Raw genomic sequence first — 24,848 nt, 5'->3', positions numbered from 1 at the left:
ATTTAGAGAGGTAAATGATAAGTAAATTATGAGTAAATATAGATTAGGTAAATCGGACTTAATGGTTCCAAGGTTGTCGTTTGGGGGCAATGTATTTGGTTGGACATTAGATGAAAGGGAATCATTTCGGATGTTAGATCAGCTTTTTGATAATGACTTGGTATTCATAGATACGGCAAATAATTATTCTCATTGGGTAACAGGAAATTCAGGAGGCGAATCAGAAACTATAATAGGTAAGTGGTTAAAGCAAAATAAATGTCGTCACGACATTGTGCTATCTACTAAAGTAGGAGGAAGTATGAAAGGCGTTGAACGTGGTTTATCAACAAAACAGATCATAGAGGGTGTTGATGCTTCCCTAAAGAGATTAAACACAGACTATATCGATTTGTATTTCTCTCATCACGATGATTTGGGTACAAGTGTTGAAGAGACGATGAATGCTTTTAATGACTTAGTAAGAGCAGGTAAAGTTAGATATCTTGGTGCATCTAACTTGGAGGTTGACCGCATACAAAGTAGTAACTCTATTGCCAGAGATAAAGGCTGGTCTGAGTATATTGCGCTCCAGCCATTGTATAACCTTTATGACCGCCAGAAGTATGAGCAAGAGTATATTGACTTTGTTACACAAGATAAGCTGGCTGTAATGCCTTATTTTGCCTTAGCGAGTGGCTTCTTAAGTGGGAAGTACCAATCATTAAAAGATATTGAAGGTAGTTCGAGAGGAGAAATGGTTAAGGGATATATCAATGAAAGGGGACTTCGCATAATCGCTCAATGCGAGGATGTAGCAAAGCAGCATAATGCAACAATTGCAGAAATAGCGATTGCGTGGCAATTACATCAACCAACAATAAGTACTCCCATAGTGAGTGCTACTTCTGATAAACAATTGAACAGTTTGTTTAAGGCATTAGAAATTGCGCTAACAAGTGATGAATTAGTGTTGTTAGATAAAGCAAGTGAATATTAGGTGATTTCGAATAATACCATATTGGATAGCAAAATAATAAAGGGATGCGTACTGTGTCCCTTTGTTGTTTATTATTCTCTTAAAAACTAATATTCTACTGAAGTGAATTAATTATTCTTTTATTTTTAGTTTTCGTATAGTAGTACAAAAGTATGATCATATCATATAAATAGATTATCAAAGCGATACCAGATAAGATATGTATAACGATACTCAAGGGATAATCTATGGATTCTTCAGTTACAGACTGATAAAGGGTTATATTAGTATAGATGATAAGTGCAGCTAAAGGAGTGTAAAATAGTGGTTTAAATAAGTAGATATACAATAGATAAATAAACTTAAACTTCGTACTTAATAGCTTTCTGAGTTTAGACATTAAGAAAAAAACAACTAACAATCCAAAACCTATCTGAATTATCAGGTATATTTGGGTTTCCAAATCAAAGACATAAGTTTCTTGACTGAAAGGATTTTGGTAATAAGTTATCTGTTTGCCTGTTTTGTAGAAATCGTATTCGTTAGAATCTACTTTGTGTTTTATGTATTCCCCTTTCTCATTGAGTAGACCTATATGTTTCTCAATCTCTCTCCTATTTTGTTTTATATCTTGTACTGTTCCTTTTAATTTGTCATAAGAGGTAATTGCTATGATATGCTTACCTAATGGCATTTCTGAAGAAGAAATCATATTGACAAATGCCATCGGAAAGTGACGATAGGGATATAGTACAAAGATTAAGAATAAAACTAACGCAATAAGTGGAATCTTCTTGATAATATATTTTTTCATATTTAGGAAATGAGCTTATTTGTCTTTTTTAGCTTCTGAGATATAGAGATAAAGCTTAATAATAAAGACTATGTATAGGATACTTCCAAAGAATGTAACTAAATATATTGGTATCCTATCTCCATTTTCTACCCTATTGGCCAGATCGATATTGAGATATATTAACAAAAGCATTAGACAAGTAAATGTAGGAAGTCTAAGTATATATTGAACACCTACAATTATAAGACTTCCATAGCGTCCTTTTAACGAGGTGGACATTTTACCAATAGAGTAAAGAACTAATTGAATAACTGCGAGTTGTATTAGTATGTCAGTTTGCTGATCATAATCGAATATATATTGCTTACTTGTTTTGGTATCGCGATATAAGTTTACTTGATCTCCTAATTGATAGTAATTTATACCGTCTCTAACTGTTACATATTCGAAAACCTCTTGATCAGCTGTTTGCAGTTTTAAAGTAACCTGTTCTGGTTGATACGAAAATACAGTTATATCAGATTCTATTCTCCCTTTTGCAATAATTGTCGTTTCATACTTTTTGTAAGTAACCATTTTCTTTATAGCTGTTGGTATAGCTGATTCTGTTGAAAAGAACTCCTTGTATACTTTATACATAAAAGGTGCAGTATCCTTTAATAAATAGTAAAGAAATACACCTACAGCAAGAAGGAAAATATATTTAAAAAACTTCAATGTTAAATTTGTATATATAGTTTATTTAATTGAAGTTAAAAGTAGTTATTATAATTTAATTTATAAAAAAAAACGAACAACTTAAATTGTTGTTCGTTTTATATTTAGAAATAAATTCTTTTAATTGATTGTTGCTCCGTTTTGAACCTTGTCTTCGTCAGGATTAACGAATACTAATTTACCATCTTGGTCTTCTGTCATTAGTATCATACCTTCACTTTCAACGCCTCTTAAAGCTCGTGGAGCAAGGTTTGCTAATACAGTGACTCTTTTGCCAATGATATCTTCAGGTTTAAAGTGTTCTGCAATTCCTGATACGATTGTACGAACATCCATACCAGTATCTACTTTTAATACTAAAAGCTTATTTGCTTTAGGCATTTTTTCTGCTTCTACAATGGTACCAACTCTCAAGTCTAATTTAGCAAAGTCTTCATAGACAGCTATGTCTTTTTGAGGCTCTACTGTTTTTGCAGCAGCGGCATTTGCTTTTTTAGAAGCTTCTAATCGGTCTAACTGTTTTTGTACTTCTTCATCTTCTATCTTAGCGAACAGTAATTCTGCCTGTCCAATAGTATGTCCTGCAGGAATTAATACCTTGTCTTCAGTAATAGTCTCCCATTTAATAGGAGTATCTATTTTTAGAATAGATTTCAGTTTATTAGCAGTGAATGGTAAGAACGGTTCAGCTAAAGTACTTAGTGCAGCAGCTATTTGTAAAGCTACATACATTTGAGTTTTTACTCTTTCTGGGTTCTCTTTGATTAGTTTCCATGGTTCTTCATCTGCTAAGTACTTATTACCAAGACGAGCTACATTCATCATCTCTGACAATGCCTCTCTGAATCTATAGCGTTCTACAGAACTTTCGATAACATTTGGATAAGCTCTTAATTCTGTCAATGTAGCAATATCTACATCAGAGAACTCATTCGGTTGAGGAATTACTCCTTCATAGTACTTGTTTGTTAATACTACCACACGGTTAATAAAGTTACCGAAGATAGCTACTAACTCATTGTTATTTCTTGCTTGGAAGTCTTTCCAAGTAAAGTCGTTGTCTTTTGTCTCAGGAGCATTAGATGTCAAGGCATAACGCAATACATCTTGTTTACCTGGGAAGTCTTCTAAGTACTCGTGTAGCCATACTGCCCAGTTTTTAGACGTAGATAGTTTGTTTCCTTCTAAGTTTAAGAACTCATTTGCAGGTACGTTATCTGGTAAGATATAGCTTCCTTCTGCTTTCAACATCGCAGGGAATATCACACAGTGGAATACAATATTATCTTTACCGATGAAGTGTACTAACTTCGTATCTTCAGATTTCCAATACGGTTCCCAATCTTTGCCTTCTCTTGCAGCCCATTCTTTAGTCGAAGAGATGTATCCGATAGGAGCGTCAAACCACACATAAAGAACTTTTCCTTCCGCACCTTCTACAGGTACAGGGATACCCCAATCCAAATCACGAGTTACAGCACGAGGCTTTAATCCATCTTCTAACCATGATTTTACTTGTCCGTATACATTAGGTTTCCAGTCATTTTTATGACCTTCTAATATCCACTCACGTAAGAATGTATCGTATTGGTCTAATGGTAAGAACCAGTGTTTTGTTGACTTTAAGACTGGTTTGGTTCCTGTGATTGTCGATTTAGGATTGATTAAATCTGTCGCATTTAATGAAGTACCACATTTTTCACATTGATCTCCATAAGCCTCTTCATTAGCACATTTAGGACAAGTACCTGTTACGAAACGGTCAGCTAAGAACTGATCAGCTTTCTCATCATATAATTGTTCTGTAACTTCTTCTATGAATTTACCTTCATTGTATAACTTCTTGAAGAACTCAGAAGCTGTTTGATGGTGGATCGAAGATGAAGTACGAGAGTAATTGTCTAATGAAATACCAAAATCGATAAAAGACTGCTTGATAATACCATTGTATTTATCAATTACTTGTTGAGGAGTAATTCCTTCTTTTTTCGCTTTCATAGAAATAGCTACTCCATGTTCATCACTTCCACATATAAAAGCGACATCTTTTCCTTGCAGTCGCAAAAATCTCGCATAAATATCAGCAGGTACATATACACCAGCTAAGTGCCCAATATGGATAGGACCATTTGTATAGGGTAATGCTGCTGTAATCGTATATCTTTTAGGATCTTGTATCATATATCATTACTGTTAATCTCAAACGAATTAAATAAGAATGCAAAAATAAGCATTCAGAATGGAATTAATGAATTTTATTTAGCTTTAAACACGTCATTTGCAAATAAAAAAGATCTTCTGTAAGGAAGATCTTTTGTGTTATTTATTCTTTTCTTGCTGGATCATTTGTTTCATATCATTGCTTACTTCAAATCGTTTATTTGACGAAGAAGAGCTGTTTTCATTTGTTCCATGCATTGGTATTTCAACTTTTTTATCATCTTGCTTAACAGAATGCTCTTTAGTTTGAGTTGTATCTCCACTCTCTTGTTTTTTGTCATTGCACGAAAGAGTCACAAGAGATACTGAGGCAATAAAAAGTAATTTTTTGTATGACATCATGTATTGTAATTTGAGTTTGTTGCAATATAGCTAAATTAGTTAGTAGGATTTTCTTCTTGTTCTTCTTTTCGCTCTTCGTTAACAATATCGAGCTGATGCAAAGGCAGTTTCTTTTTGCGTAAAAACATGAAGAATAAACATGTTATCGTCCAACTACCCCAAAATAAATAACTCCCAATGCGAAACATTGTCCCCATTGTTTTGTGAGATGTTGTTGTAAGATCTAAGAATGTATAATAAGCCCCAGCAAAACCAGCTAATAAAGCAAAGACTATAACAGTGATACTAATATATCTCGCCGTGAAAAACTTAAACATGGCAAGAATCAGAATCAATATTAATTGAATAGAAAAAATAATTAAAGCGGTTTTCCAAGGAGTTTTAAGTACGGTATATTGGGTATAAACAAAGTTAATGCCTTGCCTGCCAATGAACGACATCCTACCCATGAGTTCAGCTGAAACATAGGACAGTATGAGTTGTACCAAAGCGAGAATTGTAATATTCTTTCCCATTTTATATTAGTTTACAGACCAACCAGTAGTCTCGCTATAGCGTAGTTTAAATTTTTTGGTAATGAATTTAGTGTTAGGATTCTTATCTTTAGCTAAGGCTATAAATGGCGTATACTCCTTATTCAACATAACAGAAGCTGTTGCAGATTTTTTACTGTTATTGTTTAATTGTAAGTTACTGCTATCCCCAAGTGTGTAAAGTATTGTCTTTACTGTTACCTTATCATTTTTTTGATCAATGACATAAGGATGAGCTTTTTCTGCCAATTTTATGGTTACATTCCAAATACTATCTTTAGATAACCATTTCTTTTTTGAGTTCTCATCTTCGAATTCTAAATACCCACCTTTTTCAAGCGTTTTATATTGTTCGATTTGAAGGCTGTCTTTTCTCATTCTTAGTTTTTTTTTGCCAAGCGTTAATGTAGTGCTTTCAAATTCTGGCTTTTCATTTAGGTAGGCCCCGATAGTATCAAAGGCTCTCGATGAGCTAATGTCTTTATTGTTACATGCAGTAAGCGTAAATAGCGTAACTAAGGTAAATACAGTTAGTAAAGATTTTATTTTCATATCTTAAATTTTAATCAAAATTACAAAAAAACTAATATGAGTGTTAAAAACTTTGTGTTATTTAAGTTCTTGGTTCTTTTAGCTTTAGGTGTTGAAGAATGACTGTATCCAACTTTATTACTGCTATTCTTAGGAGTGTATACGTTTGAGGTTAATTGCTAACGGAACGGATGATCCACACCGTTTAAGTATCTGATCTTTTCTGTCTATTTGTAGCTTGTATTTCCGCCTTAGGTTATCCGTTATTGAAAAAGCTTGTGTAATTGAAATTGTGTTTCACTTTTTCCATCTTTATCGGGGAATTGTTAAACTTGTTTAACCCAAAAAGAAAAGAGCACTGAATGAAATAGTCATTCAGTGCTCTCATTATGATACTTTAGCAAGATTTAAATTATTCTCTAACCCAAACCTCAATGTCTTTTTTAGCAACTTTACCATTCGAAAGGGCTTCTAAGGTAAAATGTGCTTTTCCTATCTTAGTATTAGTTGTGAAAACCAAGCTTTCTTTGGTAACTGTTTTGCCATTTTCCGTAAATTCTCTGTTTTCAATACGCACTGTTCCCAAGTCATTACTTAGGTTACTCGCTGTTTTCTCGATTAGTTCCCAAGGAGAATCTTGATCAATTAGGAACTGATCCAAGGCGATAGCAAATTCTTTGTTGGATTTTAAAATCACTTGATTTGTAAAAATCTGAGGAGCATTGTTATCTTCAAATAAAACTTGTGAAGGAAACCAAAAATAGCCACCATCCGGATTGTAAGAAGATGATTCCTCAGTACCTCCTCTTAGGAAGATGTCTTGTATGATACCTCCCTGTTGATTTATGATACGCACCCAGTTATACGATCCTGCTGAGCCGAATTTCTCTCTTTTGATTGTCAAAACAAGGTTGTCAGTATGTGGGTCAATTCGCATTGAAGAGCCATAAAAAGCTAATTTTACTTCCGTTGAATCATGGCCTAAGTCATAGAACTCTGGGTTAACTACTCCCGTAGAAGTGTTTAATTGCGCTATCTTATTTCCACCATTCCACGAGCCACCGTTTGAATTCCAATAAACAAATTCACCGTCATTTGAAACAGTCATAGAACCAGCATTCCACGCACCCCACTGTCCCTTAATGGAAGAAATGCCTAAGTCATAACTTGTCATGTTTATATTACCCAAGTCATTCTTATCAATGGTTTTTGTGTCTAATCTTTTGATTTCTTTATCGTGTCCTAACCACAGTATTCCGTTGTTATCCAGTGTTAGTTGAGTATAATTATCTTGTAGGGAAATTAATAGTTTGTCTGTTTCTACATCAATGATATGTAATTCTTTTTTGTTAGTTACGGCAAAAAGTAATCCATTAGCAACAGCCATATTTCCAGTTTCTGTTGCTATCCCAGCAATTGATCCTTCGACTTCAAGGGTATTGATGTTAAAAATACTTATTCCGCCTGAAGTTGAGATATAGCCTTTACTGGCAGTAGCTCCTACAAAGGCTCTACCATCGCCTCCTATATCTGTTAAGGATTTTACTTCTTTGAGATCTTTGTCAGTTACTACAAGTCTATTGCCCTGTTTAGACACAAAGTAGTAGTAGTCTCCATAAGTAGTGGCAGATTGTGTTGTCACTCCAAATCTTTTACCAGGATTCGCCTCTCTAAAAACGCGATAGAAAGGTTTGTAATTCTTGTCAATGAAGTTTAATGTTCCGTTACTACCGTCATGCCCAAACCAATCTTCGTTAGCAATATAAAATCCTGAAGGTTGTATTAATGGCACAATTTCGTCTTGAGGAATTAGTTTAAAGCCGTCTTCATTTTTCGTTGCTGTGTCATCACTTGAACAAGCAAAAGAAAGGGTTAATAAACCCAACGAAAAAGCTTTTAAATAGGGGATTTTAATCATTTGGTGTGGTTTTAGTTATTTAGTTTTGGTGACAAATGTAGCTTCAACAAGTAAGAATTGCAAAAAAAAAGGAGAAAACACTCATTGTACTGTTCAATCCTATAAATATGTGTATTTTTAAGCAACATTAAACAACTATACTATAATGAAATATATTGGATTGATTGGTCTTGTATGTCTTGGATTGATTGGCTGTGATTCAAAGGAAGGGAAACAGAAAAAAGTGGAAATAACTGATATCAAGTCAACGAAGTTAGGGGTAGAAGAAGCACAGAAAATAATAGAATTGCCTTTGCACTGTATTGAGTTAGAATACCCTAACAGATTGGGGCAGACTTTGGGTAGTGATAGCGATTTAAAAACTCCTAAAACGTTAAGACCTATCTTCTATGGTTGTTACGACTGGCACTCCTCTGTACATGGATTTTGGTCTATTGTTGTTCTGATGCAAAAGTTTCCCGAATTGGATAAGGATGGGGAAATTCGAAATAGACTGAATCGATTAATTACCAAAGAAAACTTAGCTGTAGAGCTTGCTTTTTTCGATGATGTAAACAATAAGAGCTTTGAGCGTACTTACGGGTGGGCTTGGTTTTTCGAACTTCACTCTGCACTCCTACAGTGGGAAGATGAAGATGCACAAAGATGGGCAAGAGTACTACAACCTTTGGCGGATAAATTAGTAGATCGCTATGAAGAATACTTACCTAAATTGTTGTATCCAATTCGTACAGGGACACATAATAATTCTGCCTTTGGACTTTCATTAGCTTTAGAGTACGCGAGGAATACAAACAACTCTACGTTTGAACAAGTCATCATAGAGAGCTCAAAGCGTCTCTATGAAAAAGATATAGACTGTAGCCTTAGTTATGAGCCAAGTGGCAGTGATTTTTTATCTCCTTGTTTTGAAGAAGCAAGACTGATGAGTAAAGTGTTGACTATTTCAGAGTTTGAGCATTGGTTAAAAGCATTTTTGCCCTCAATCTTCGAAAGTAATTTTTCTTTAGATGTGGCTCAAGTATCAGACCGTACAGATGGACAACTGGTACACTTAGATGGTCTAAATTTTAGTAGAGCTACTTGTTTGTACGATATAGCTAAACAGGTACCCTCTCTGACAGAAGTGTTATTGCCTATAGCTGATAAACACTTTGACTCAGCATTTAAAAATATATCAGGTGACGATTATATGGGGAGCCATTGGTTAGGGTCCTTTGCACTGTATACTTTGTTGCACAAATAAGATTGAATGATGGTACTAAAGGATTTGTTTGGCAATCAAAGAGAAGAAAGCTTATTATCAGTACAAACACTGTTGGAAATCTACAATCTGCCAATAGTGGCTGATATTTACCATAATCAACTTTTAGATTTAAAAAGTGATGATCGCGTGGCAGATATTACAAATTCATTTAGTGAATTGTATGACAATGAGCTGGATAGTTTAGAGTTACAAAACTTTTTGTTTTACTTTCATCAAGAAGGTTCTATCTTGAATCTCACTATTTCTTATTGTCATTTATTAGCTGTGAACGAAGCAGTATTTGAGCAGATTCACTTTTACTTTGATGTGTCTTCCAAAGCTTTTGATGAGGTCCTTGTCGGTTATCAAGAAAATAGCAATATTAACAAGGCGCCTGATTATCTCGATAAGAAATCCCAGATCTATCAAGAAAAAGCATTCCCTTGGTTTGTATTTATGTATGACTATCTTTTGTTGCTCAATGACTATGTCAACTTTGACGATAGCGTGTCTGCTTTAGTCAATAACAATAGGGAAGAAGCTTCGCTTGATCTCGATAGGGAATATCATATAAAAAGTGTTTTTCATCAGGGAATATGGTTTAAAGTTGTCAGTCCAAGAGAGGGACTTGCTTTGTTGAAAGAGATAAACAGTGTTAAGATAGGCGATGGCCTCTTGTTTGATGAAGATAGTTTTAATTTTGAAAATGAAGATGGATTTTTCTTAGTAGCTGAAGACGATGTTACTGTTGATTACTTAGACATACAATATGCTGTCGAAGGTTTTAATATAATAGCACTCGGGTATATTTTCTTGGGTAATTTAAGAGTTAAAACGTCTCTATTCAGTCGAGAGGTAGATGCTGCTCCAAGTTTGATCGTGATGAAGGAGCTATATGCCCAAAATACTTTTCTATGTGGTAATACACATTATATTGGCGGAGATGTACGAGGAGAGATGTTATATGCCAAAGGCAAATATGGAAGTTTGTATGTTAAAGGAACACTATTGGTTACTTGTATTGTAACTAATGATATGGCTTGTTATATCAATAAGGTTAATGCAGGGGTTATTATTAGTGATAATAATGTGTATGGTATTGATTTATTGAGAGATGAACATGGTTTTCCTTTGTTTCATTTGAATTTGTATCCTACTACGCATCGCGCTAAAGAGGTTTTTATTGATGAAATTCAAATTGAAGAACGCTGTGGGCAAGGCTTTCCCAATGAAGAAAACTTGATTGACTGTTTTATCGAAGGAAGAAGTGTACTAAAAAGCCCTGTACATAACAATTATGATACTTTTGAAGGCTCTATTGACAAGAGGTTTGACGATATATTTAATCTCATAAGAACCGACAGTTTAAAGATTGATGATGGTCATTTCAATGAGTATTTTTATACTATTTTTGAGTATGGTGATAAACACTATCGAGAGGTCGGAAGACTGGATAAACTGGGACACTATCAGGTCCGGATTCTCCATTGTTTAGAGGATTACGCTTATGAGGCGATGGTAGAATTTTATCAAGATGACAATAAGACTTTTATCAGTGCCTTCAAATCAAGAATGTCTGATAACTTTACGTCAACAAATACAGCCAAGTGTACATTTAATATTGCCGAAGAACTTATTTTTAAAAAGTTTAAGGGATAAGATAATAAAAGAATAAGTATCACTTTTTCTTTTATTATCTCGTTTGATGTAGGGGATATATCCTGTATGGAAATTATCCATCTATCCTATTCTCAGTCCATTCTTTGTAGGCTTATCCATTGTCATTAAAGTAACTTCTTTGCCTTCTACTGCTCCCATAACTAAACATTCACTCATTAAGTTAGCAATTTGTTTTGGTGGAAAGTTAACTACTGCTACGACTTGTTTGCCAATTAGTTCTTCAGTTGTATAAAGCTTGGTAATTTGTGCAGATGATTTGCGTTTACCTATTTCTTCCCCAAAGTCTACAATTAGCTTATAGGCAGGGTTTCTCACTTCAGTGAATACTTCTGCTTCTACAATAGTTCCCACTCTCATCTCTACTTTCGAAAACTCGTCCCAAGTCAATGTATTGTTGTTATTCTCCATTTTTTTTGATTGTGATTAAATTCAAAAGTAATGAAATAATTGTTTTTTTGCTATCCAGTTGCATGATAATTCAAGGTGAGTAAGTACTTACTTATACGCTTTTTCGGAATGTTTTCAGGGGTGTTTTTGTTTGTAAAACAATGACATTTAGCGCTTTGTGTTATTCGCTAATAATGGATAAGAATGCGATTATCTGATCTATTTGAAAAATTAAAATAGGGATAACTGCTCTGGTTCACTTGATGGTAAGTTCAAGAAAGGGAAGATACTGATGATATCGTACTGTCCACGTTCAGGGTTGAATTGACGAAGGGCAACTTGTTCACATATGAAAGAAATGGCTGGTTGGTCAAAAGTAGATTGAGCGATAGATAGCTTTTCAGTGTTTAATTTCCGAGCGATTGACAAGTGAGGTTCACTATTTTTGTAGGAATTAGGGACTGTTATTCTTGCTTGAATATTTTTGGCATAGTCCTGTAATATTGGTTTCGAAAAGGGATCTACTCCCAAGAAGAAAGCGCCATTGGGATATTGACCAAAGTGATCTAAGGTAACTTTTACTGGTTGGTAAGTAGCACATAATTGTTCGACTAAGGCAGCCATCTTATTGATTCCCGTACTATCGGATTTGAATTCAACAATAGTTATGTGAGCTAAAGCATTTTTACTATTGTACCATCCTATTGCCTCAGCGAGTTTTAACTTCATTTGTTTGACTACGTCAATAGTTGTTTCGTCAGGTTGAAAACAGAGGGAATACTTATTAATCATACGTCGCTTATTCGATACTTAGAAAGACAAAAATAGATAAATTGTCCAGGCATTGCTAAATTGTCTGCAATTATACACTAGTCAGATGGCTTTTTATAAGGATTCGAAATTGTGGATAGGTTGGTATTGACTCAACAGCAGTAACAGGTTCTACTGTATTACTGCTGTTGAGTAATCTTAGTGGGTTTTACACTATTTATATTTTTTCGGTTTTGTTCTATAAGATAACCATTCGCCCATGGAAAGGTTCTTTAACGGAAATATTAATATTGTGGGCTTTGGAAATGTATATTTTACAAGGCTCTACCTGGTAAACGAATTCATCTATTAGGCGTGATACCTGCACAATTGGATTTTCAATTTGGTGATTTTTAAAATCAATATTTAATGCATTACTGTCAAAGTCTAAGGCAGAAAATTCTACAACGTATTTCATAATTAATGGGTTTTTAGATTTAACAGTAAGATACGAAATTTTAGTTGGAGAACTTAGTCATTTAGATTATTTAACGTGAATTCGATTCAAATCTGCAGTTTATGACTTCCTCCTATCTATTCCCAACCAGCCTATAAGTTTATACCGATATGCTTCGGTGTTGCGTGATATTTTCTTGCACCTTTCTTGCACCTTTCTTCGACAAAAGTGCCCTCTGGGCAAGAAAACCCCTAGAAAAGTGCAAGGAATCCCTAAGGAAGTGCAAGAAAACGCCCCTAATAAAGCATGCTAATCTACTTTGCAAACTACGTTTGACTTATCTTTAACTTCGGTTATTCTGTTACTATATAAGATAGGATTAATCTTTTAAGAAAGATAAGTTCCTATAAATCATTGTTTTAAATAATATTGGCTTTTTTAATCTCTTATATTAAACTCACGTTATTTATATTTTTTCGGAGTTTTATTCGACAAGAGAATGCTTTTTGAAAGTTTCACGTTTGTGCTGATACTGTTTGTTCTTGAGATTATACCATTTCTGTTTGAGGTTAGTATTTAAAAATGGATTTACAAAGGGATTATCTTTAAGGTAAGTAAGGCTATTTTATTGCAATATATTTGGTGGTGGGTTTAAAATATTTATTAATGAAATAGGTGTTTTGTTGTTTATTCATTTGATTTATTGCTTGTTAATAAATAATAATTTCGTTAATTTGTGTGAAATAGTTTTTTACATTTTTGTTTTTTGAAAAATCACGAAATCAAGGATGTGAAATAGAAATGTTATCAGAAAAAATCATGCAACTAAAAGAACAACATCTTAAGAAGGGTGTAAATACAGTACAAATCGTTGTGGCTGTTATTGTTTTGTATTTTATATTCCCATGGCTTATTTCTTTTGGAGAATCGCCGTACAAAGGTTTTATTGCGTTAAGTAAGGGTGTGGAGTATACAGGAGTTCTTGAAACAAGACCCAGTGATTTTGGAAGTGATTTAACGGGAATTGAAGTGACTTATCCAAATGGGAAAACTGATTTTATTATGTCTGATTTAATAACGGACCTTTCTCAAGAGGTATTTTTGGGTAAAGAACACACTGTTTTTATAGATGAAAACGGCAATCAGTTTTGGTTTATATATGAAAGTTTAGTGATTATTTTCTTTAGTCTTTTTGTGTTCTTCTTTTTCCTGAGAATAGTTTTGTCATTGCTTGCTGTTATTATAAGTAAATTGAAAGTAGGGCAAGATAATAGGATAATTGAGAGAACGAATCAAATTACTTTGCTTTTTAAACCATTAACACTCTTATTCTTTGGATTTTTTCTGTATGCATTCTCTCAGTATCGCATTTTTGGTTTTGAAGATGAGAAAGAGTTCTTTTTTATCGCCTTGTATATATATGCTGCTTTCACAGTATTCGTATTCATACGTCGACTAATGCGTTTGAAAAATGACGTTGTTGTCAAAAAAGAGCAAGGTAGTTATGCTAGTTCAAGGAGTACTGAAGAAGTAGACGTAATTACTCCTATCAATAACGATTTGATCAAAAGAGACAAGGTAAAGTACAAACATCAAACATCTCGTTTTGATAGATAAAACGACTGTATGAGCTATTTACCATTAATATTCACTTTATATAGTGGGGCAAGGATATTGACTCTTTTGTTTAGCTTGTGGTTGACTTTTAAGATGACTACTGTCATTGGTAAAAGAAATGTCATCGAAGGTAGAGGTAGGATAAATCGCTTCAGGGTTGTCTATGTTTTTATTGTTGTATATTTTTTATTAGAATTAGCTTTAGGATTAATTCTGGCTTTGAGTTCGAAGATATACGCTGATGCGACTTTTTTTGTTCAAGGGGATTACTACGATGCAAAGATTGTGTCTTTTGATTCTCATAGAAGTAGGGGCTCTGGTTCAAGTCAGACGATGTATACGCCAATAGTAGAATTTCAAACTCGGGCGGGTGAAAATGTACTACACAAGTTATCTTATTCTACCAGTACTAAGCCTCAATTAGGAGATCGTATTTCTCTTTTTTACAAAGAAAAGACCAATGAAGCAGTTAGTTTTGGATTTATAACCACCTTACTTTTTTTGGGTTCATGTTTACTATTGTTTTTTCTTTTGTATTTGCTATGGGGGGCTCTGTTGTATGCTACCGATGCCGAAATGCAGAGATACAATCGTGTTATCAAATTTGTAGGGCTTTGCATCATCATTCCTGCTATAATGATATTTTTTGAAGGGCTTTTAATTATGGCATTATTTTATGGAAACAAAGTGCCTTGGTATGTATCACTTATATTGGTCTTGTTTATTTTGATATTAATGTTTGGTATTTGGGGATACATCAAAATGATACAGTCCAACGATATTAAATGGGTAAGAACAGGGGGCGGAAGTTGGTCTGGAGTGGCAGTTCCTAAGGAGAGTAATGCAAAGAGAAAAGAAAACCCCCTAATTAAGAGAAAGTAAATAGTGGAGATCACTACAAATTGAAAGTCAAATGGCAGTGTGGTAAGACTATCTTCTTATAGCGTTTTTTCAAAACAAATACTACTTTCAATTTCTTGGTATTGACCATAGTTCGGAATTAGTGTATAATTGTTTTTTCGGTAGAGTATTTCAGCTTGTGTTTGACGTTTACCCATTTCGAGAATACAACGCGAATAGCCCAGCGCTTTACTCCATTTTTCTAATTCGGTTAGTATAGTAGAGGCAACACCTTTTCCTCGTGCGTTTGGTTTGGTATACATTCTTTTTATTTCTATAGTATGCTGGTCATAGGGCTTTATAGCTCCACAACCTATTGCAATATTGTCGAAATAGATAATAATGACATGATTAATCTGATCCAATTTGTTGTATTGATCAAAGAAGTCGTGTTCATCTCCATCAGTTGTCTTTAAGTAGTCGTCTAACTCTTTGGTTAGATTGATGAAATCTTCGTTTGTTGCATCTGTTCGGATAATATTTAGCATAGTTGTAGCGATAAATTTATTGGTGTAAAGTTACAGGTTTTTGAAAGTAAGGTAGAGCGCCTGCTGATTGTGTTGCAGTAGATGATGTAAACTACAGTTGACGATAACTTTGATTGTAGAATGATTTTATTGTAATTGTTTGATTATCTTATTGTTGTTGTTTTTTTGTTGAGGTAATTTTATCAGAATAACTTTAAAAACAATTGCGATGAAGTATGTAGTTTACACACTGATTACCTCAATGGTATTTTACGGTTTTTATAAGTTCTATTTCCTAAGTAGTACTGTTTGCATTAGAGATTATGCATGTTATCTTAAAGACCCTATATTTTATGGCGCGTTATGTATCACTGTATTAGTTGATATTCTAATTCTTCACCTTATCACTAAGACACATCAAGAGTTTTAAATTGTTTAATTGATATATTGAGGGAGCCCCATAGAGCTCCCTTATTTTTATTCTTTAGTGACAATCTGCATTGTTTCTCTATTTACTTGTTTGAGTAATAGTGTTTTTCCTGTTAGGATTCGCTCGGCAGAGTTATTGTCAAAGTGTCTTACGGTATACAAAGATACATTCTCGTTATAGCTTACTTTGTAATCATTGACTAATCGAAGTCTTAAATCCTCAAAGTGATTAAACTTATCCTCTACGCATACCGAGAAGCTAATTGCGGAGTTTTGAATTACATTCACCTTGATATTGTATTCACAAAAGAGTTTGAATATATCACTGATATTCTGTTCCATGATGAAAGAGAAGTCCTTAGATGAAAGCGAGATTAACAATTGATTTTTCTTGACAATAAAACAAGGAACTTGCGGAGTTAAAGGTGCCCCTTTCGAGACATTAGTTCCCGCCAAAGTCGGGTTCAGAAAAGACTTGACATATAATGGAATCTCTTTTTGTCGAAGAGGTTGTAACGTTTTTGGATGAATCACTGATGCACCATAGAAGGCTAACTCTATAGCTTCTTGGTAAGAAATATGCTGTAATAATGTGGTATCTTCAAAATAGCGAGGATCAGCATTTAATACACCAGGAACATCTTTCCAAATGGTCACACTTTGCGCTTCTAACGCATAAGCAAAAATAGCTGCAGAATAATCAGATCCTTCTCGACCAAGAGTAGTCGAGAATCCATTGTAATCCGATCCTATAAAACCTTGTGTGATACACAAGTCATCAGTGTTTATTTCTCGTTTAATATTTTCTACTGTTATGTCCCAATTCACATTGGCATCTCGATAAACAGTGTCCGTTTTTAGTGCGTTACGGGCATCAATCCACTTGTTTGTTATGCCGCATTCTTGTAGATAAAAGTGGAGTATTGTGGTGGAGATTATTTCACCGTAGCTTACAATTTGATCGTAAACGAAATTGTAGTTTGGTGATTTGTTGTTTAACAAGAAATAAGTAATCGAATCGAAAAGCTCTTTCAATCGCACAAATACTTGGTGTTCTTTGTCCGTAAATAGTTCGTTTACTATGTCGAAGTGATATTTTTTTACTACTTCTACTGATTCAGCTAAGTCAAAGCGATTTTGGAAATAATTGTGAACCACTACTTCCAGTGCATTTGTTGTTTTCCCCATTGCTGAGGCAACGATAAGGCTATCTTTGTAGCCTACTGTCTGTAATACACGACAAACGTTTTTTACATTTTCTGCATCGCGTACTGAGGCTCCCCCAAATTTGAATACCCTCATGGATTACTGTTTGATAATATTATTTATTCCGTTCTCATTCATTTGTACAGTGTACCAATCTTCTAATACGGTAGCACCTGATTTTTCATAAAATTCAATAGCAGGTGTATTCCAATTTAGAACGACCCATTCCACTCTTCTTACCCCTTGCACTTTAGCGATTTTCATTACCTCATTATAAAGTGCTTTGCCTGCACCAGTTCCCCTGTGGTCTTTGCTGACAATTAAATCCTCTAAGTGGATTGTCTTTCCCTTCCACGTGGAATATCGATTATAATAAAGTGCTATGCCGATTATTTCGTCATTCACTTCAGCGACAATAGCTTCGAAAAGCGGACGTTCACCAAAACCATCTCTGACTAAATCATCCACTGTCAATACTACTGCTTCAGGTTCTTTCTCATAAAAGGCAAGTTCTTGTATTAGTTCTAATACACGAGGCATATCTGTAGCGATAGCTTTTCTAATGTTCATGGTTTTATTTGATTTTAGTTTGGTTATTAGTTCTGTAGAATAACAAAATTAACGATATTTGCAGAATTAAAGACACAACTAAGAATCATTTTTAAAATGACAACAGAAAGAAACCAGACTTTAGGAGAGTTCATTATTGATAAACAAGAAGATTTTAAATATTCTTCGGGTGAGTTTACAAGATTAATTAATTCTCTACGATTAGCTGCCAAGGTCGTAAGTCACCAAGTAAATCAAGCAGGTTTAGTTGACATCGTAGGTGCTTTTGGAAAACAAAATGTACAAGGTGAGCAACAACAGAAATTAGATGTTTATGCAAACGAGGTTTTTATTAAAACTTTGATAAACAGAGAAATTGTATGTGGAATTGCCTCGGAAGAAGAAGATGATTTCATTGCAATTAAAGGGAAAAATGGAGGAAACGACAATAAGTATGTTGTACTTATGGATCCTCTTGACGGTTCTTCAAATATTGATGTAAACGTTTCTGTGGGTACAATATTTTCAATTTATAGACGTGTTACACCAATTGGTACGCCTGTTACGCAAGAAGATTTCTTACAAAAAGGATCAAATCAAGTTGCTGCAGGTTATATTGTTTACGGTTCATCTACTATGTTAGTGTATACAACAGGAAACGGGGTAAATGGCTTTACACTGAACCCTGCAATCGGTACATTCTATTTGTCACATCCTAATATGAGCATCAGTCAAGATGGTCACATTTATTCTATTAACGAAGGAAACTACGTACACTTCCCTCAAGGAGTAAAGGATTATATTAAGTACTGCCAAGCAGAAGAAAACGATAGACCTTATACATCTCGTTATATCGGTAGTTTAGTATCAGATATTCACCGTAACATTCTCAAAGGAGGTATTTATATTTACCCAACAAGTACAAAAGCGCCGAAAGGAAAGTTGAGATTGTTGTACGAGTGTAATCCAATTGCATATATCGTTGAGCAAGCTGGAGGTAAAGCTTCTGATGGATATAATCGCATCATGGATATTGAACCTACTGAACTTCATCAGCGTGTTCCTTTCTTTTGTGGAAGTAAGAACATGGTCGAGAAGGCAGAAGAATTTATGGCACAGTATCCTCAAATATAAGGAGGAGTTTTATAAAGATAATAACAACAAAGGCGATTCACTTTTAGTGAATCGCCTTTGTTGTCATTATCTCTTTAAGCTTTTAATTTCGTAGATAAAAGTTTCTAAATCAACGTCTAATACTAAAAGCGATAAAGCTTTGTCAACAAGGTAATCTACTTCAGTAGTAAAGCCTAAAGCCACTGCGAATTTCTTCAAAATATCCTTTTGCTTCTTACCGAGTACATGGTCAACGTAAACCATTCTTGCCAAATCGTATAATCGCTCAATCCTGTGAATTTCTAAATAGGGAGGATTGACAGGAAACTTTTCAGGGTTTTCCAAGATTTTGATATAATCGTCCTCGGAGATCTCTAAGCGATCAGCTAATTGATCTATAAACTTCTTTTCTTCAATACTAAAGTTTCCATTGGCAAATGCCACTCTTACTATCGAGGCAAAATGGCCTCTGTTGCGGTCTTTAAATCCCGTATCAAACAAATCTGAGTATGCCATCTTATTGAATTATTTGGTTGTTAATATTCTTTGTATAGTAAATTAGTGAAATTATTTTTATTAATTGTTAATTTAAAATAAAAATATAGTCGATGGTTTATCAATAATGTAATGCCTCTAATTTGAAAATAGAATACTAAAGTAAATAGCAAACTTATATGTATTTTTGTTTAACTTGTTTAAAACTCAGAAACACAATTAAAAAACGATATGAGCAATCCTAAGATTACAAAATATGACAAGGCCTACCTAAAAATGGCTAAGGAATGGGGACAACTATCTTATTGTAAACGAAAAAAGGTAGGAGCTATCATTGTAAAAGATCGCATGATAATTTCCGATGGATATAACGGTACGCCAAGTGGTTTTGATAATTGTTGTGAAGATGGAAACGACGCTACCTTTTGGTATGTATTACATGCTGAAGCCAATGCAATATTAAAAGTTGCTCGATCTACTCAAAGTTGTCAAGATGCGACACTTTATATCACGATGTCTCCTTGTCGTGACTGTAGTAAATTGATTCATCAAGCAGGTATTAAAAGAGTTGTTTACCTTGAAGGGTATAAGGATTTAGAAGGAGTTCACTTTTTAGAGAAAGCAGGTGTAGAAGTCCTCCAGATTGCTGAACTTGATTAATGTATTAAATGAAAAAGTTTTTTTGGCCTCTTATCATTACTATTTCACTGTCCTTAGGTATTCTCTTGGGAGGATTCATTACGTCTGCTTCTTATCGTGCCAAAGGCGTTTATTTTACTAATCACAATAAGCTGAAATTAAATAGACTCATTGACTTTATTGAACAAGAATATGTTGATAAAGTCGATACAGATTCTATTGTTGATAAAACGGTTACCAATATTTTAGAACAGCTTGACCCACACTCTGTTTACATTGCGAATGAACAAATGAAAAGTGTTTCTGAATCTATGCAGGGAAGTTTTGTAGGAATTGGTATAAACTATTATTTCTATCGCGATTCAATTGCTGTTATTAAAAGTGTTGCAGATGGACCTGCTCTAAAAGCAGGTATTATGGCTGGAGATAGAATATTAGCTGTGGATGGTTATAAATTGTTTGGCAAACAAGTTACAAATGACACTATTACTGATCGATTAAGGGGAGAGGAAAATACGAAAGCGGTATTGTCTGTTTATAGAAAGAAAACCAATGAAGAATTAGCTATTTCTTTAGCTCGCAATGTCATTCCATTGAAGAGTGTGGATGTTGCTCTTAAACTCGATAATAATTATGGTTACATCAAGTTAAATCGCTTTTCCAGTACTACGTATACGGAGTTTAATACTAAGCTAAAAGAGTTGTTGAACAAGAACATCGAAGGGCTTATTCTCGACGTTAGGAATAATGGTGGTGGCTATTTAGACCAGTCTATCAAGATATTAGATGATTTATTAGATGAGGGACAAGTTATTGTCAAGACGGTAAATAAAGGAGGAGTTGAAAAAGTAACGTATGCAAAAGGCAAAGGACTTTTTAGAGATAAACCCATTTATGTTTTAGTTAATGAAAGTAGTGCTTCTGCCAGTGAGATTATTGCCGGAGCTATACAAGATAATGACAGAGGTGTTGTGGTTGGGCGTAGAACCTTTGGAAAGGGATTAGTGCAAAGAGAGTTAATGTTAGGGGATGGTTCGGCAATTAGATTAACAACAGCAAGGTATTATACACCTTCTGGGCGGTCAATTCAAAAACCATATAAGAATGGCATAGAGGAATACAATAATGATTTAAGGGCAAGGTACACACACGGAGAGTTGTATGCCTCTGATAGTATTAAGGTTGCTGATAGTTTACAGTTTAAAACCCTTAAAGGTCGAATTGTATATGGAGGTGGAGGAATTGTACCAGATGTATTTATTCCCATTAAAGGGAAGCATGGTGAAGATACAACCATTATGTTGATGAGGTCTGGAATCACGAGTTATTTTGTCTTCGAGCAAATAGATAAAGATCGATTAGCTTATGAGCAAATGAGTTCGGAATCATTAATAGATTTTGTTATGAATGACAATCGACTTTACAATCGCTTTATAAAACACCTCGAACAAAATAAACTATACTTTAAATTAGATAGGAGAAAAGAGTTAGTAAAACACTATATCACAGCTGAATTTTTGAATCAACTATTCGACGAAGAAAACTATTATAGATGGTTGATTAAAAGCGATGATATGTTAGAGAAAGTCGATAAGCTTATTAGGAATAACGTAGAGTAAGAATACAAAAAAAGGAGGACATTAAGTCCTCCTTTTCTTTATGATCACATTTTGGGATTACCAAATTTTTACTCTTTCTTCAGGTTTGATGTAAAGTTTGTCTCCTTCTTTGATATCGAATGCTTGGTAAAAAGCATCAACATTTTGTAGAGGAACATAAGCTCTATAATGTCCTGGAGCATGTGGGTCAGTTTTTACTTGGTTTTTGATCGCTTCATCACGAGCTTTCGTTCTCCAAATAGTTCCCCATGAAATAAAGAAACGTTGTTCTGGTGTGAATCCGTCAATATTTCCAGGATGATTACCTTCTTCTTTAAGATAGATTTGTAAACCGTCATAAGCAGCATTTACACCACCTAAGTCTCCGATGTTTTCTCCTAATGTAAATTTACCATCAACAAATACTCCTGGTAATGGCTCTAATGCACTGTATTGTGCCGCAAGTTTGTTTCCTAATGTTGTGAATTGCTCTAAATCAGCATCAGTCCACCAGTTGTTTAAGTTACCATCTTTGTCATATCGAGCACCAGAATCGTCGAAACTATGAGAAATCTCATGCCCGATTACAGCACCAATACCACCGTAGTTGATAGCTTCGTCTGCTTTGTAGTCATAGAATGGAGGTTGAAGAATAGCTGCAGGGAATACAATCTCATTATAGATTGGATTGAAATATGCATTCACTGTTTGAGGAGACATCCCCCAACGTGATTTATCAACTGGTTGTCCATAATCAGCATTGTTTTTCATTACTTCCCATCTCTCTGCATTTTTCATATTGTCGAAGTGATTTCCTCCTTCAGCAGGTGATTTGATTACCATTGCAGAATAGTCTTCCCATTTGTCAGGATAACCAATTTTTACAGTCGTTGTAGCTAATTTTTCTAATGCCCCTTTTTTAGTTTCTTCTGCCATCCAAGGTAAAGCCTTGATGCGCTCACCAAAAGCTGTCAGTACATTTTTAATCATTGCTTGTGCTTTAGCTTTAGCTTCAGCAGGGAACTTTTTCTCTACGTACAATTGCCCTAATGCTTCTCCAACAGTACCGTTAACAACTGCTAATGCTCTTTCCTCTACAGGTCTTTGTTCTTTTGCACCTTCAAGTGTTTTTGAATAGAACTCCCAGTTAGCTTTTTCTATCTCAGTAGAAAGGTAAGATGCATTGCTGTTAATTAAAGTCCATTTTAAATAAGCTTTAATGCTGCTGATATTCTTGTCAGCAAGAATATTGTTTAGCGCTTTCATGTATTTTGGTTGTGAAACCACAACTTTATCAATATTCTTTAATCCTTTAGCTTCAAAGTAAGCTGTCCAATCTACGATAGGCAATACTTTTTGAAGTTCTGCAATCGTCATTGGGTTGTAAGTAAGACGGCTATCTCTTCTTTCAACTCTTGTCAAACGAGGTTCTGCCATTTTTGTTTCTAAAGCTAAAACAAGTTTTGCTTCTTCTTCAGCTTGTTTACTATCAGCTGTGATCATTGATAACATACGAGTAACGTGAGCAACATATTGTTCGCGTTTCGTCTTCATATCTTCGCTATCCTCTAAGTAATAGTCACGGTCAGGTAGGCCTAAACTACCAAGGCTAACGTAAATTGTATTTGCTTTTGAGTCTTTGGCATCAGCGTATACATATGAAGAATAGAATCCTAAACCACCCTCATCAGCAAGGTCGTTGATAAATTTTGTAACGTCTTTTGCTGTAGCAATTGCGTTAATTTTATCTAAGTAAGGTTTTAATGGATCTACTCCTAATTTGTTTCTTGTCGCTTCATCTAAGTATGTTTCGTAAACTGCAACAGCCTTCGCTTGATCAGATTTTGAATCAAGGTTGTGATTTTTAGCAGCTTCGTCTAAGATTGCCAAAGCGTCTTTGTCTGTGTTTTTTCTCAATTCGTCAAAGCTTCCCCATCTTGTTCTATCACTTGGAATTTCAGTTTGGTCATACCAAGTACCGTTTACATAACGAAAGAAGTCATCACCAGGTTTTACTAATGTATCCATATACTCTAATGTGATACCGTGATTCTCTTGGTTTTTTGACTCGTCAGCTTTTTTGCCGTCTTTGCAAGCTACTAAGGTTGCTATAGCAAACGCAGAAGTCAACAATACTTTTTTGTTCATAGTATAAAATAGTTTTCGTTTTTAAAGATATTGTAACAAAAATAGAAAATATCTTTGGTTTATATTTTTTTTGTCAAATTTATTTGTAACTAATGTATTTATAAAGACTTTAACCAATTTATACCTTTGAATTTGTAAGTTTGTACAAACTCAAATGATATGTTCGATTTCTTTAAAAAATACAGATTGTTCTTCCTTTTCTTCTTCCTTTTATGCGCAGGAATAATGGTCATGTTTTATTCTGCATTGAAAACAAGAAAGTCACTTCCAGTGTACACCCCTTCAATGGTAAATCCTGAGATGGTAGATAGTTTGATTCAACATCAAGCTAATAAGAGAACGCATCGTATTGCTCCTTTCAAATTCGTTAATCAGAATGGAGATACTATTACAAATAAAGATTATTTGGGCCATATTTATGTCGCCGATTTCTTTTTTACTACTTGTCCTACTATTTGCCCTATTATGGGGGATAATATGGTCTGGTTACAAGATAAAATTAAAGATTTACCGGGCGTTAAGTTATTGTCGCATACGGTTACTCCAGATATTGACTCTGTTCCTGTATTGAAGCAATATGCACTGGATAAAGGTGTGAATGACGATATATGGAATCTGGTTACTGGAGATAAAAGAGATATTTACTTTATTGCCCGAAATTCTTATTTAGCTGTAAAAACTGGGTCAACAGAAGAATTGTATGATATGGTTCACACAGAGAATTTTATTTTAGTTGATAGTGAGGGCAGTATACGAGGTTTTTATGACGGAACTAATTTTGATACCAAAGACCCTGAGAGTAAGAATATGCAAGAGCTATGGGAAGATATTCAGTGGCTATATGAAAATGAGAAAAAAGAGAAAAAGTAGAGAATACAGTTTAGTTACTTTATTTGTTAGTATAGTAAGAGGAGCTCCATCGAGCTCCTCTTTTTTTGTATAATAGCCAATAGAAGGGTATAATAATGGTCAAAAACGATACTTCTTGCCTACTTTACTGCTTGGTCAGCTGTGTTTTGTAGTAAATCGTGTGGTAGAATAATTGAAAAGTGTATTTTTCTATTTTCTTTGAAATCCTTTACTATTACTTAAACTGAGGTATAGATGTTTGATTTAGTATCAATTCTAATAATAAAACTTTTATAACTAATG

Annotated in this window: 25 protein-coding genes; 10 read left to right on the top strand and 15 right to left on the bottom strand. The window is 34.4% G+C overall.

The window, feature by feature from the left end:
• Window positions 1-28 precede the first annotated feature (28 nt).
• Complete coding sequence (locus tag NWE55_RS06650) at window positions 29-979, top strand: aldo/keto reductase (protein WP_258204668.1); 951 nt, start codon at window positions 29-31, stop codon at window positions 977-979.
• 94 nt (window positions 980-1,073) lie between these two features.
• Here the strand turns inward: NWE55_RS06650 and NWE55_RS06645 are convergent, their stop codons facing one another.
• The 7 genes from NWE55_RS06645 to NWE55_RS06615 form a co-directional block, all read right to left on the bottom strand.
• On the bottom strand, window positions 1,074-1,772 hold the full coding sequence (locus NWE55_RS06645; protein ID WP_155090718.1) for a hypothetical protein: 699 nt from the start codon (window positions 1,770-1,772) through the stop codon (window positions 1,074-1,076).
• Between the two features lie 15 nt (window positions 1,773-1,787).
• Window positions 1,788-2,393 carry a hypothetical protein gene (locus NWE55_RS06640; RefSeq protein ID WP_155090719.1) on the bottom strand — a complete coding sequence of 202 codons (606 nt, stop codon included), beginning with the start codon at window positions 2,391-2,393 and terminating at the stop codon, window positions 1,788-1,790.
• Between the two features lie 198 nt (window positions 2,394-2,591).
• Window positions 2,592-4,652 carry a methionine--tRNA ligase gene (metG, locus tag NWE55_RS06635; protein WP_155090720.1) on the bottom strand — a complete coding sequence of 687 codons (2,061 nt, stop codon included), beginning with the start codon at window positions 4,650-4,652 and terminating at the stop codon, window positions 2,592-2,594.
• Between the two features lie 138 nt (window positions 4,653-4,790).
• Window positions 4,791-5,033 carry a hypothetical protein gene (locus NWE55_RS06630; protein ID WP_258204667.1) on the bottom strand — a complete coding sequence of 81 codons (243 nt, stop codon included), beginning with the start codon at window positions 5,031-5,033 and terminating at the stop codon, window positions 4,791-4,793.
• A gap of 35 nt (window positions 5,034-5,068) precedes the next feature.
• Window positions 5,069-5,548: a cytochrome d ubiquinol oxidase subunit II gene (locus NWE55_RS06625; RefSeq protein WP_160339033.1), complete on the bottom strand. Its 480-nt coding sequence runs from the start codon at window positions 5,546-5,548 to the stop codon at window positions 5,069-5,071.
• 6 nt (window positions 5,549-5,554) lie between these two features.
• Entirely contained in the window at window positions 5,555-6,118 is a 564-nt protein-coding gene (locus NWE55_RS06620; RefSeq protein WP_155090723.1) for a hypothetical protein, read from the bottom strand.
• 391 nt (window positions 6,119-6,509) lie between these two features.
• Window positions 6,510-8,015, bottom strand: coding sequence for a DUF5074 domain-containing protein (locus NWE55_RS06615; protein ID WP_155090724.1), 1,506 nt, complete (start codon window positions 8,013-8,015; stop codon window positions 6,510-6,512).
• 145 nt (window positions 8,016-8,160) lie between these two features.
• On the opposite strand from NWE55_RS06615, the gene NWE55_RS06610 reads away from it, so the two are divergent.
• Window positions 8,161-9,261, top strand: a complete 1,101-nt coding sequence (locus NWE55_RS06610; RefSeq protein ID WP_155090725.1) for a DUF2891 domain-containing protein — start codon at window positions 8,161-8,163, stop codon at window positions 9,259-9,261.
• 6 nt (window positions 9,262-9,267) lie between these two features.
• Entirely contained in the window at window positions 9,268-10,920 is a 1,653-nt protein-coding gene (locus NWE55_RS06605; protein ID WP_155090726.1) for a hypothetical protein, read from the top strand.
• 81 nt (window positions 10,921-11,001) lie between these two features.
• On the opposite strand, the gene NWE55_RS06600 is transcribed toward NWE55_RS06605, so the two are convergent.
• The 3 genes from NWE55_RS06600 to NWE55_RS06590 form a co-directional block, all read right to left on the bottom strand.
• Window positions 11,002-11,349, bottom strand: a complete 348-nt coding sequence (locus NWE55_RS06600; RefSeq protein ID WP_155090727.1) for a tRNA-binding protein — start codon at window positions 11,347-11,349, stop codon at window positions 11,002-11,004.
• A 210-nt stretch (window positions 11,350-11,559) separates the two neighbouring features.
• On the bottom strand, window positions 11,560-12,120 hold the full coding sequence (locus tag NWE55_RS06595; protein ID WP_155090728.1) for a 2'-5' RNA ligase family protein: 561 nt from the start codon (window positions 12,118-12,120) through the stop codon (window positions 11,560-11,562).
• 217 nt (window positions 12,121-12,337) lie between these two features.
• Window positions 12,338-12,556: a hypothetical protein gene (locus NWE55_RS06590; protein WP_155090729.1), complete on the bottom strand. Its 219-nt coding sequence runs from the start codon at window positions 12,554-12,556 to the stop codon at window positions 12,338-12,340.
• A gap of 780 nt (window positions 12,557-13,336) precedes the next feature.
• Between NWE55_RS06590 and NWE55_RS06585 the strand changes: the two genes are divergently transcribed.
• Window positions 13,337-14,152, top strand: a complete 816-nt coding sequence (locus NWE55_RS06585) for a hypothetical protein (RefSeq protein WP_196216208.1) — start codon at window positions 13,337-13,339, stop codon at window positions 14,150-14,152.
• A gap of 9 nt (window positions 14,153-14,161) precedes the next feature.
• Complete coding sequence (locus NWE55_RS06580) at window positions 14,162-15,034, top strand: DUF3592 domain-containing protein (protein ID WP_155090731.1); 873 nt, start codon at window positions 14,162-14,164, stop codon at window positions 15,032-15,034.
• A gap of 56 nt (window positions 15,035-15,090) precedes the next feature.
• On the opposite strand, the gene NWE55_RS06575 is transcribed toward NWE55_RS06580, so the two are convergent.
• Window positions 15,091-15,540, bottom strand: coding sequence for a GNAT family N-acetyltransferase (locus NWE55_RS06575; protein ID WP_155090732.1), 450 nt, complete (start codon window positions 15,538-15,540; stop codon window positions 15,091-15,093).
• A gap of 208 nt (window positions 15,541-15,748) precedes the next feature.
• Between NWE55_RS06575 and NWE55_RS06570 the strand changes: the two genes are divergently transcribed.
• Entirely contained in the window at window positions 15,749-15,949 is a 201-nt protein-coding gene (locus NWE55_RS06570; protein WP_155090733.1) for a hypothetical protein, read from the top strand.
• A 47-nt stretch (window positions 15,950-15,996) separates the two neighbouring features.
• Here the strand turns inward: NWE55_RS06570 and NWE55_RS06565 are convergent, their stop codons facing one another.
• Window positions 15,997-17,250, bottom strand: coding sequence for an aspartate kinase (locus NWE55_RS06565; RefSeq protein WP_155090734.1), 1,254 nt, complete (start codon window positions 17,248-17,250; stop codon window positions 15,997-15,999).
• Window positions 17,251-17,253: 3 nt separating this feature from the next.
• On the bottom strand, window positions 17,254-17,724 hold the full coding sequence (locus NWE55_RS06560) for a GNAT family N-acetyltransferase (protein ID WP_155090735.1): 471 nt from the start codon (window positions 17,722-17,724) through the stop codon (window positions 17,254-17,256).
• Window positions 17,725-17,820: 96 nt separating this feature from the next.
• Here NWE55_RS06560 and fbp point away from each other — a divergent pair, with 96 nt between their 5' ends.
• The gene (fbp, locus tag NWE55_RS06555; protein WP_155090736.1) at window positions 17,821-18,837 is read left to right on the top strand and encodes a class 1 fructose-bisphosphatase; all 1,017 of its coding nucleotides are present in this window, start codon (window positions 17,821-17,823) and stop codon (window positions 18,835-18,837) included.
• A gap of 66 nt (window positions 18,838-18,903) precedes the next feature.
• Here fbp and NWE55_RS06550 read toward each other — a convergent pair whose 3' ends face one another.
• Window positions 18,904-19,332 (bottom strand): tellurite resistance TerB family protein, encoded by a 429-nt coding sequence (locus tag NWE55_RS06550; RefSeq protein WP_155090737.1) that lies wholly within the window; start codon window positions 19,330-19,332, stop codon window positions 18,904-18,906.
• A 210-nt stretch (window positions 19,333-19,542) separates the two neighbouring features.
• On the opposite strand from NWE55_RS06550, the gene NWE55_RS06545 reads away from it, so the two are divergent.
• A complete protein-coding gene (locus tag NWE55_RS06545; RefSeq protein ID WP_155090738.1) occupies window positions 19,543-19,971 on the top strand; it encodes a deoxycytidylate deaminase in 429 nt (142 codons plus the stop codon).
• An 8-nt stretch (window positions 19,972-19,979) separates the two neighbouring features.
• Complete coding sequence (locus NWE55_RS06540) at window positions 19,980-21,569, top strand: S41 family peptidase (RefSeq protein WP_155090739.1); 1,590 nt, start codon at window positions 19,980-19,982, stop codon at window positions 21,567-21,569.
• 57 nt (window positions 21,570-21,626) lie between these two features.
• Here NWE55_RS06540 and NWE55_RS06535 read toward each other — a convergent pair whose 3' ends face one another.
• Window positions 21,627-23,696, bottom strand: coding sequence for a M13 family metallopeptidase (locus NWE55_RS06535; protein WP_155090740.1), 2,070 nt, complete (start codon window positions 23,694-23,696; stop codon window positions 21,627-21,629).
• Window positions 23,697-23,855: 159 nt separating this feature from the next.
• Here NWE55_RS06535 and NWE55_RS06530 point away from each other — a divergent pair, with 159 nt between their 5' ends.
• Complete coding sequence (locus NWE55_RS06530; RefSeq protein ID WP_155090741.1) at window positions 23,856-24,566, top strand: SCO family protein; 711 nt, start codon at window positions 23,856-23,858, stop codon at window positions 24,564-24,566.
• Window positions 24,567-24,848 lie beyond the last annotated feature (282 nt).

This window comes from Myroides albus (assembly GCF_024722315.1).
Classification (GTDB): domain Bacteria; phylum Bacteroidota; class Bacteroidia; order Flavobacteriales; family Flavobacteriaceae; genus Flavobacterium; species Flavobacterium album_A.
This window is presented reverse-complemented; position numbering and strand designations above follow the sequence as displayed.

Coding starts and splice junctions, on each gene's coding strand:
- NWE55_RS06600 (WP_155090727.1), bottom strand. CDS start 11,349: ATGGAGAATAACAACAATACATTGACTTGGGACGAGTTTTCGAAAGTA.
- NWE55_RS06545 (WP_155090738.1), top strand. CDS start 19,543: ATGAGCAATCCTAAGATTACAAAATATGACAAGGCCTACCTAAAAATG.
- NWE55_RS06540 (WP_155090739.1), top strand. CDS start 19,980: ATGAAAAAGTTTTTTTGGCCTCTTATCATTACTATTTCACTGTCCTTA.
- NWE55_RS06585 (WP_196216208.1), top strand. CDS start 13,337: ATGTTATCAGAAAAAATCATGCAACTAAAAGAACAACATCTTAAGAAG.
- NWE55_RS06650 (WP_258204668.1), top strand. CDS start 29: ATGAGTAAATATAGATTAGGTAAATCGGACTTAATGGTTCCAAGGTTG.
- NWE55_RS06625 (WP_160339033.1), bottom strand. CDS start 5,548: ATGGGAAAGAATATTACAATTCTCGCTTTGGTACAACTCATACTGTCC.
- NWE55_RS06630 (WP_258204667.1), bottom strand. CDS start 5,033: ATGATGTCATACAAAAAATTACTTTTTATTGCCTCAGTATCTCTTGTG.
- NWE55_RS06605 (WP_155090726.1), top strand. CDS start 9,268: ATGATGGTACTAAAGGATTTGTTTGGCAATCAAAGAGAAGAAAGCTTA.
- NWE55_RS06640 (WP_155090719.1), bottom strand. CDS start 2,393: ATGTATAAAGTATACAAGGAGTTCTTTTCAACAGAATCAGCTATACCA.
- NWE55_RS06530 (WP_155090741.1), top strand. CDS start 23,856: ATGTTCGATTTCTTTAAAAAATACAGATTGTTCTTCCTTTTCTTCTTC.
- NWE55_RS06550 (WP_155090737.1), bottom strand. CDS start 19,332: ATGGCATACTCAGATTTGTTTGATACGGGATTTAAAGACCGCAACAGA.
- NWE55_RS06590 (WP_155090729.1), bottom strand. CDS start 12,556: ATGAAATACGTTGTAGAATTTTCTGCCTTAGACTTTGACAGTAATGCA.
- NWE55_RS06620 (WP_155090723.1), bottom strand. CDS start 6,118: ATGAAAATAAAATCTTTACTAACTGTATTTACCTTAGTTACGCTATTT.
- NWE55_RS06575 (WP_155090732.1), bottom strand. CDS start 15,540: ATGCTAAATATTATCCGAACAGATGCAACAAACGAAGATTTCATCAAT.
- NWE55_RS06535 (WP_155090740.1), bottom strand. CDS start 23,696: ATGAACAAAAAAGTATTGTTGACTTCTGCGTTTGCTATAGCAACCTTA.
- NWE55_RS06645 (WP_155090718.1), bottom strand. CDS start 1,772: ATGAAAAAATATATTATCAAGAAGATTCCACTTATTGCGTTAGTTTTA.
- NWE55_RS06560 (WP_155090735.1), bottom strand. CDS start 17,724: ATGAACATTAGAAAAGCTATCGCTACAGATATGCCTCGTGTATTAGAA.
- NWE55_RS06610 (WP_155090725.1), top strand. CDS start 8,161: ATGAAATATATTGGATTGATTGGTCTTGTATGTCTTGGATTGATTGGC.
- metG (WP_155090720.1), bottom strand. CDS start 4,652: ATGATACAAGATCCTAAAAGATATACGATTACAGCAGCATTACCCTAT.
- fbp (WP_155090736.1), top strand. CDS start 17,821: ATGACAACAGAAAGAAACCAGACTTTAGGAGAGTTCATTATTGATAAA.
- NWE55_RS06580 (WP_155090731.1), top strand. CDS start 14,162: ATGAGCTATTTACCATTAATATTCACTTTATATAGTGGGGCAAGGATA.
- NWE55_RS06570 (WP_155090733.1), top strand. CDS start 15,749: ATGAAGTATGTAGTTTACACACTGATTACCTCAATGGTATTTTACGGT.
- NWE55_RS06615 (WP_155090724.1), bottom strand. CDS start 8,015: ATGATTAAAATCCCCTATTTAAAAGCTTTTTCGTTGGGTTTATTAACC.
- NWE55_RS06595 (WP_155090728.1), bottom strand. CDS start 12,120: ATGATTAATAAGTATTCCCTCTGTTTTCAACCTGACGAAACAACTATT.
- NWE55_RS06565 (WP_155090734.1), bottom strand. CDS start 17,250: ATGAGGGTATTCAAATTTGGGGGAGCCTCAGTACGCGATGCAGAAAAT.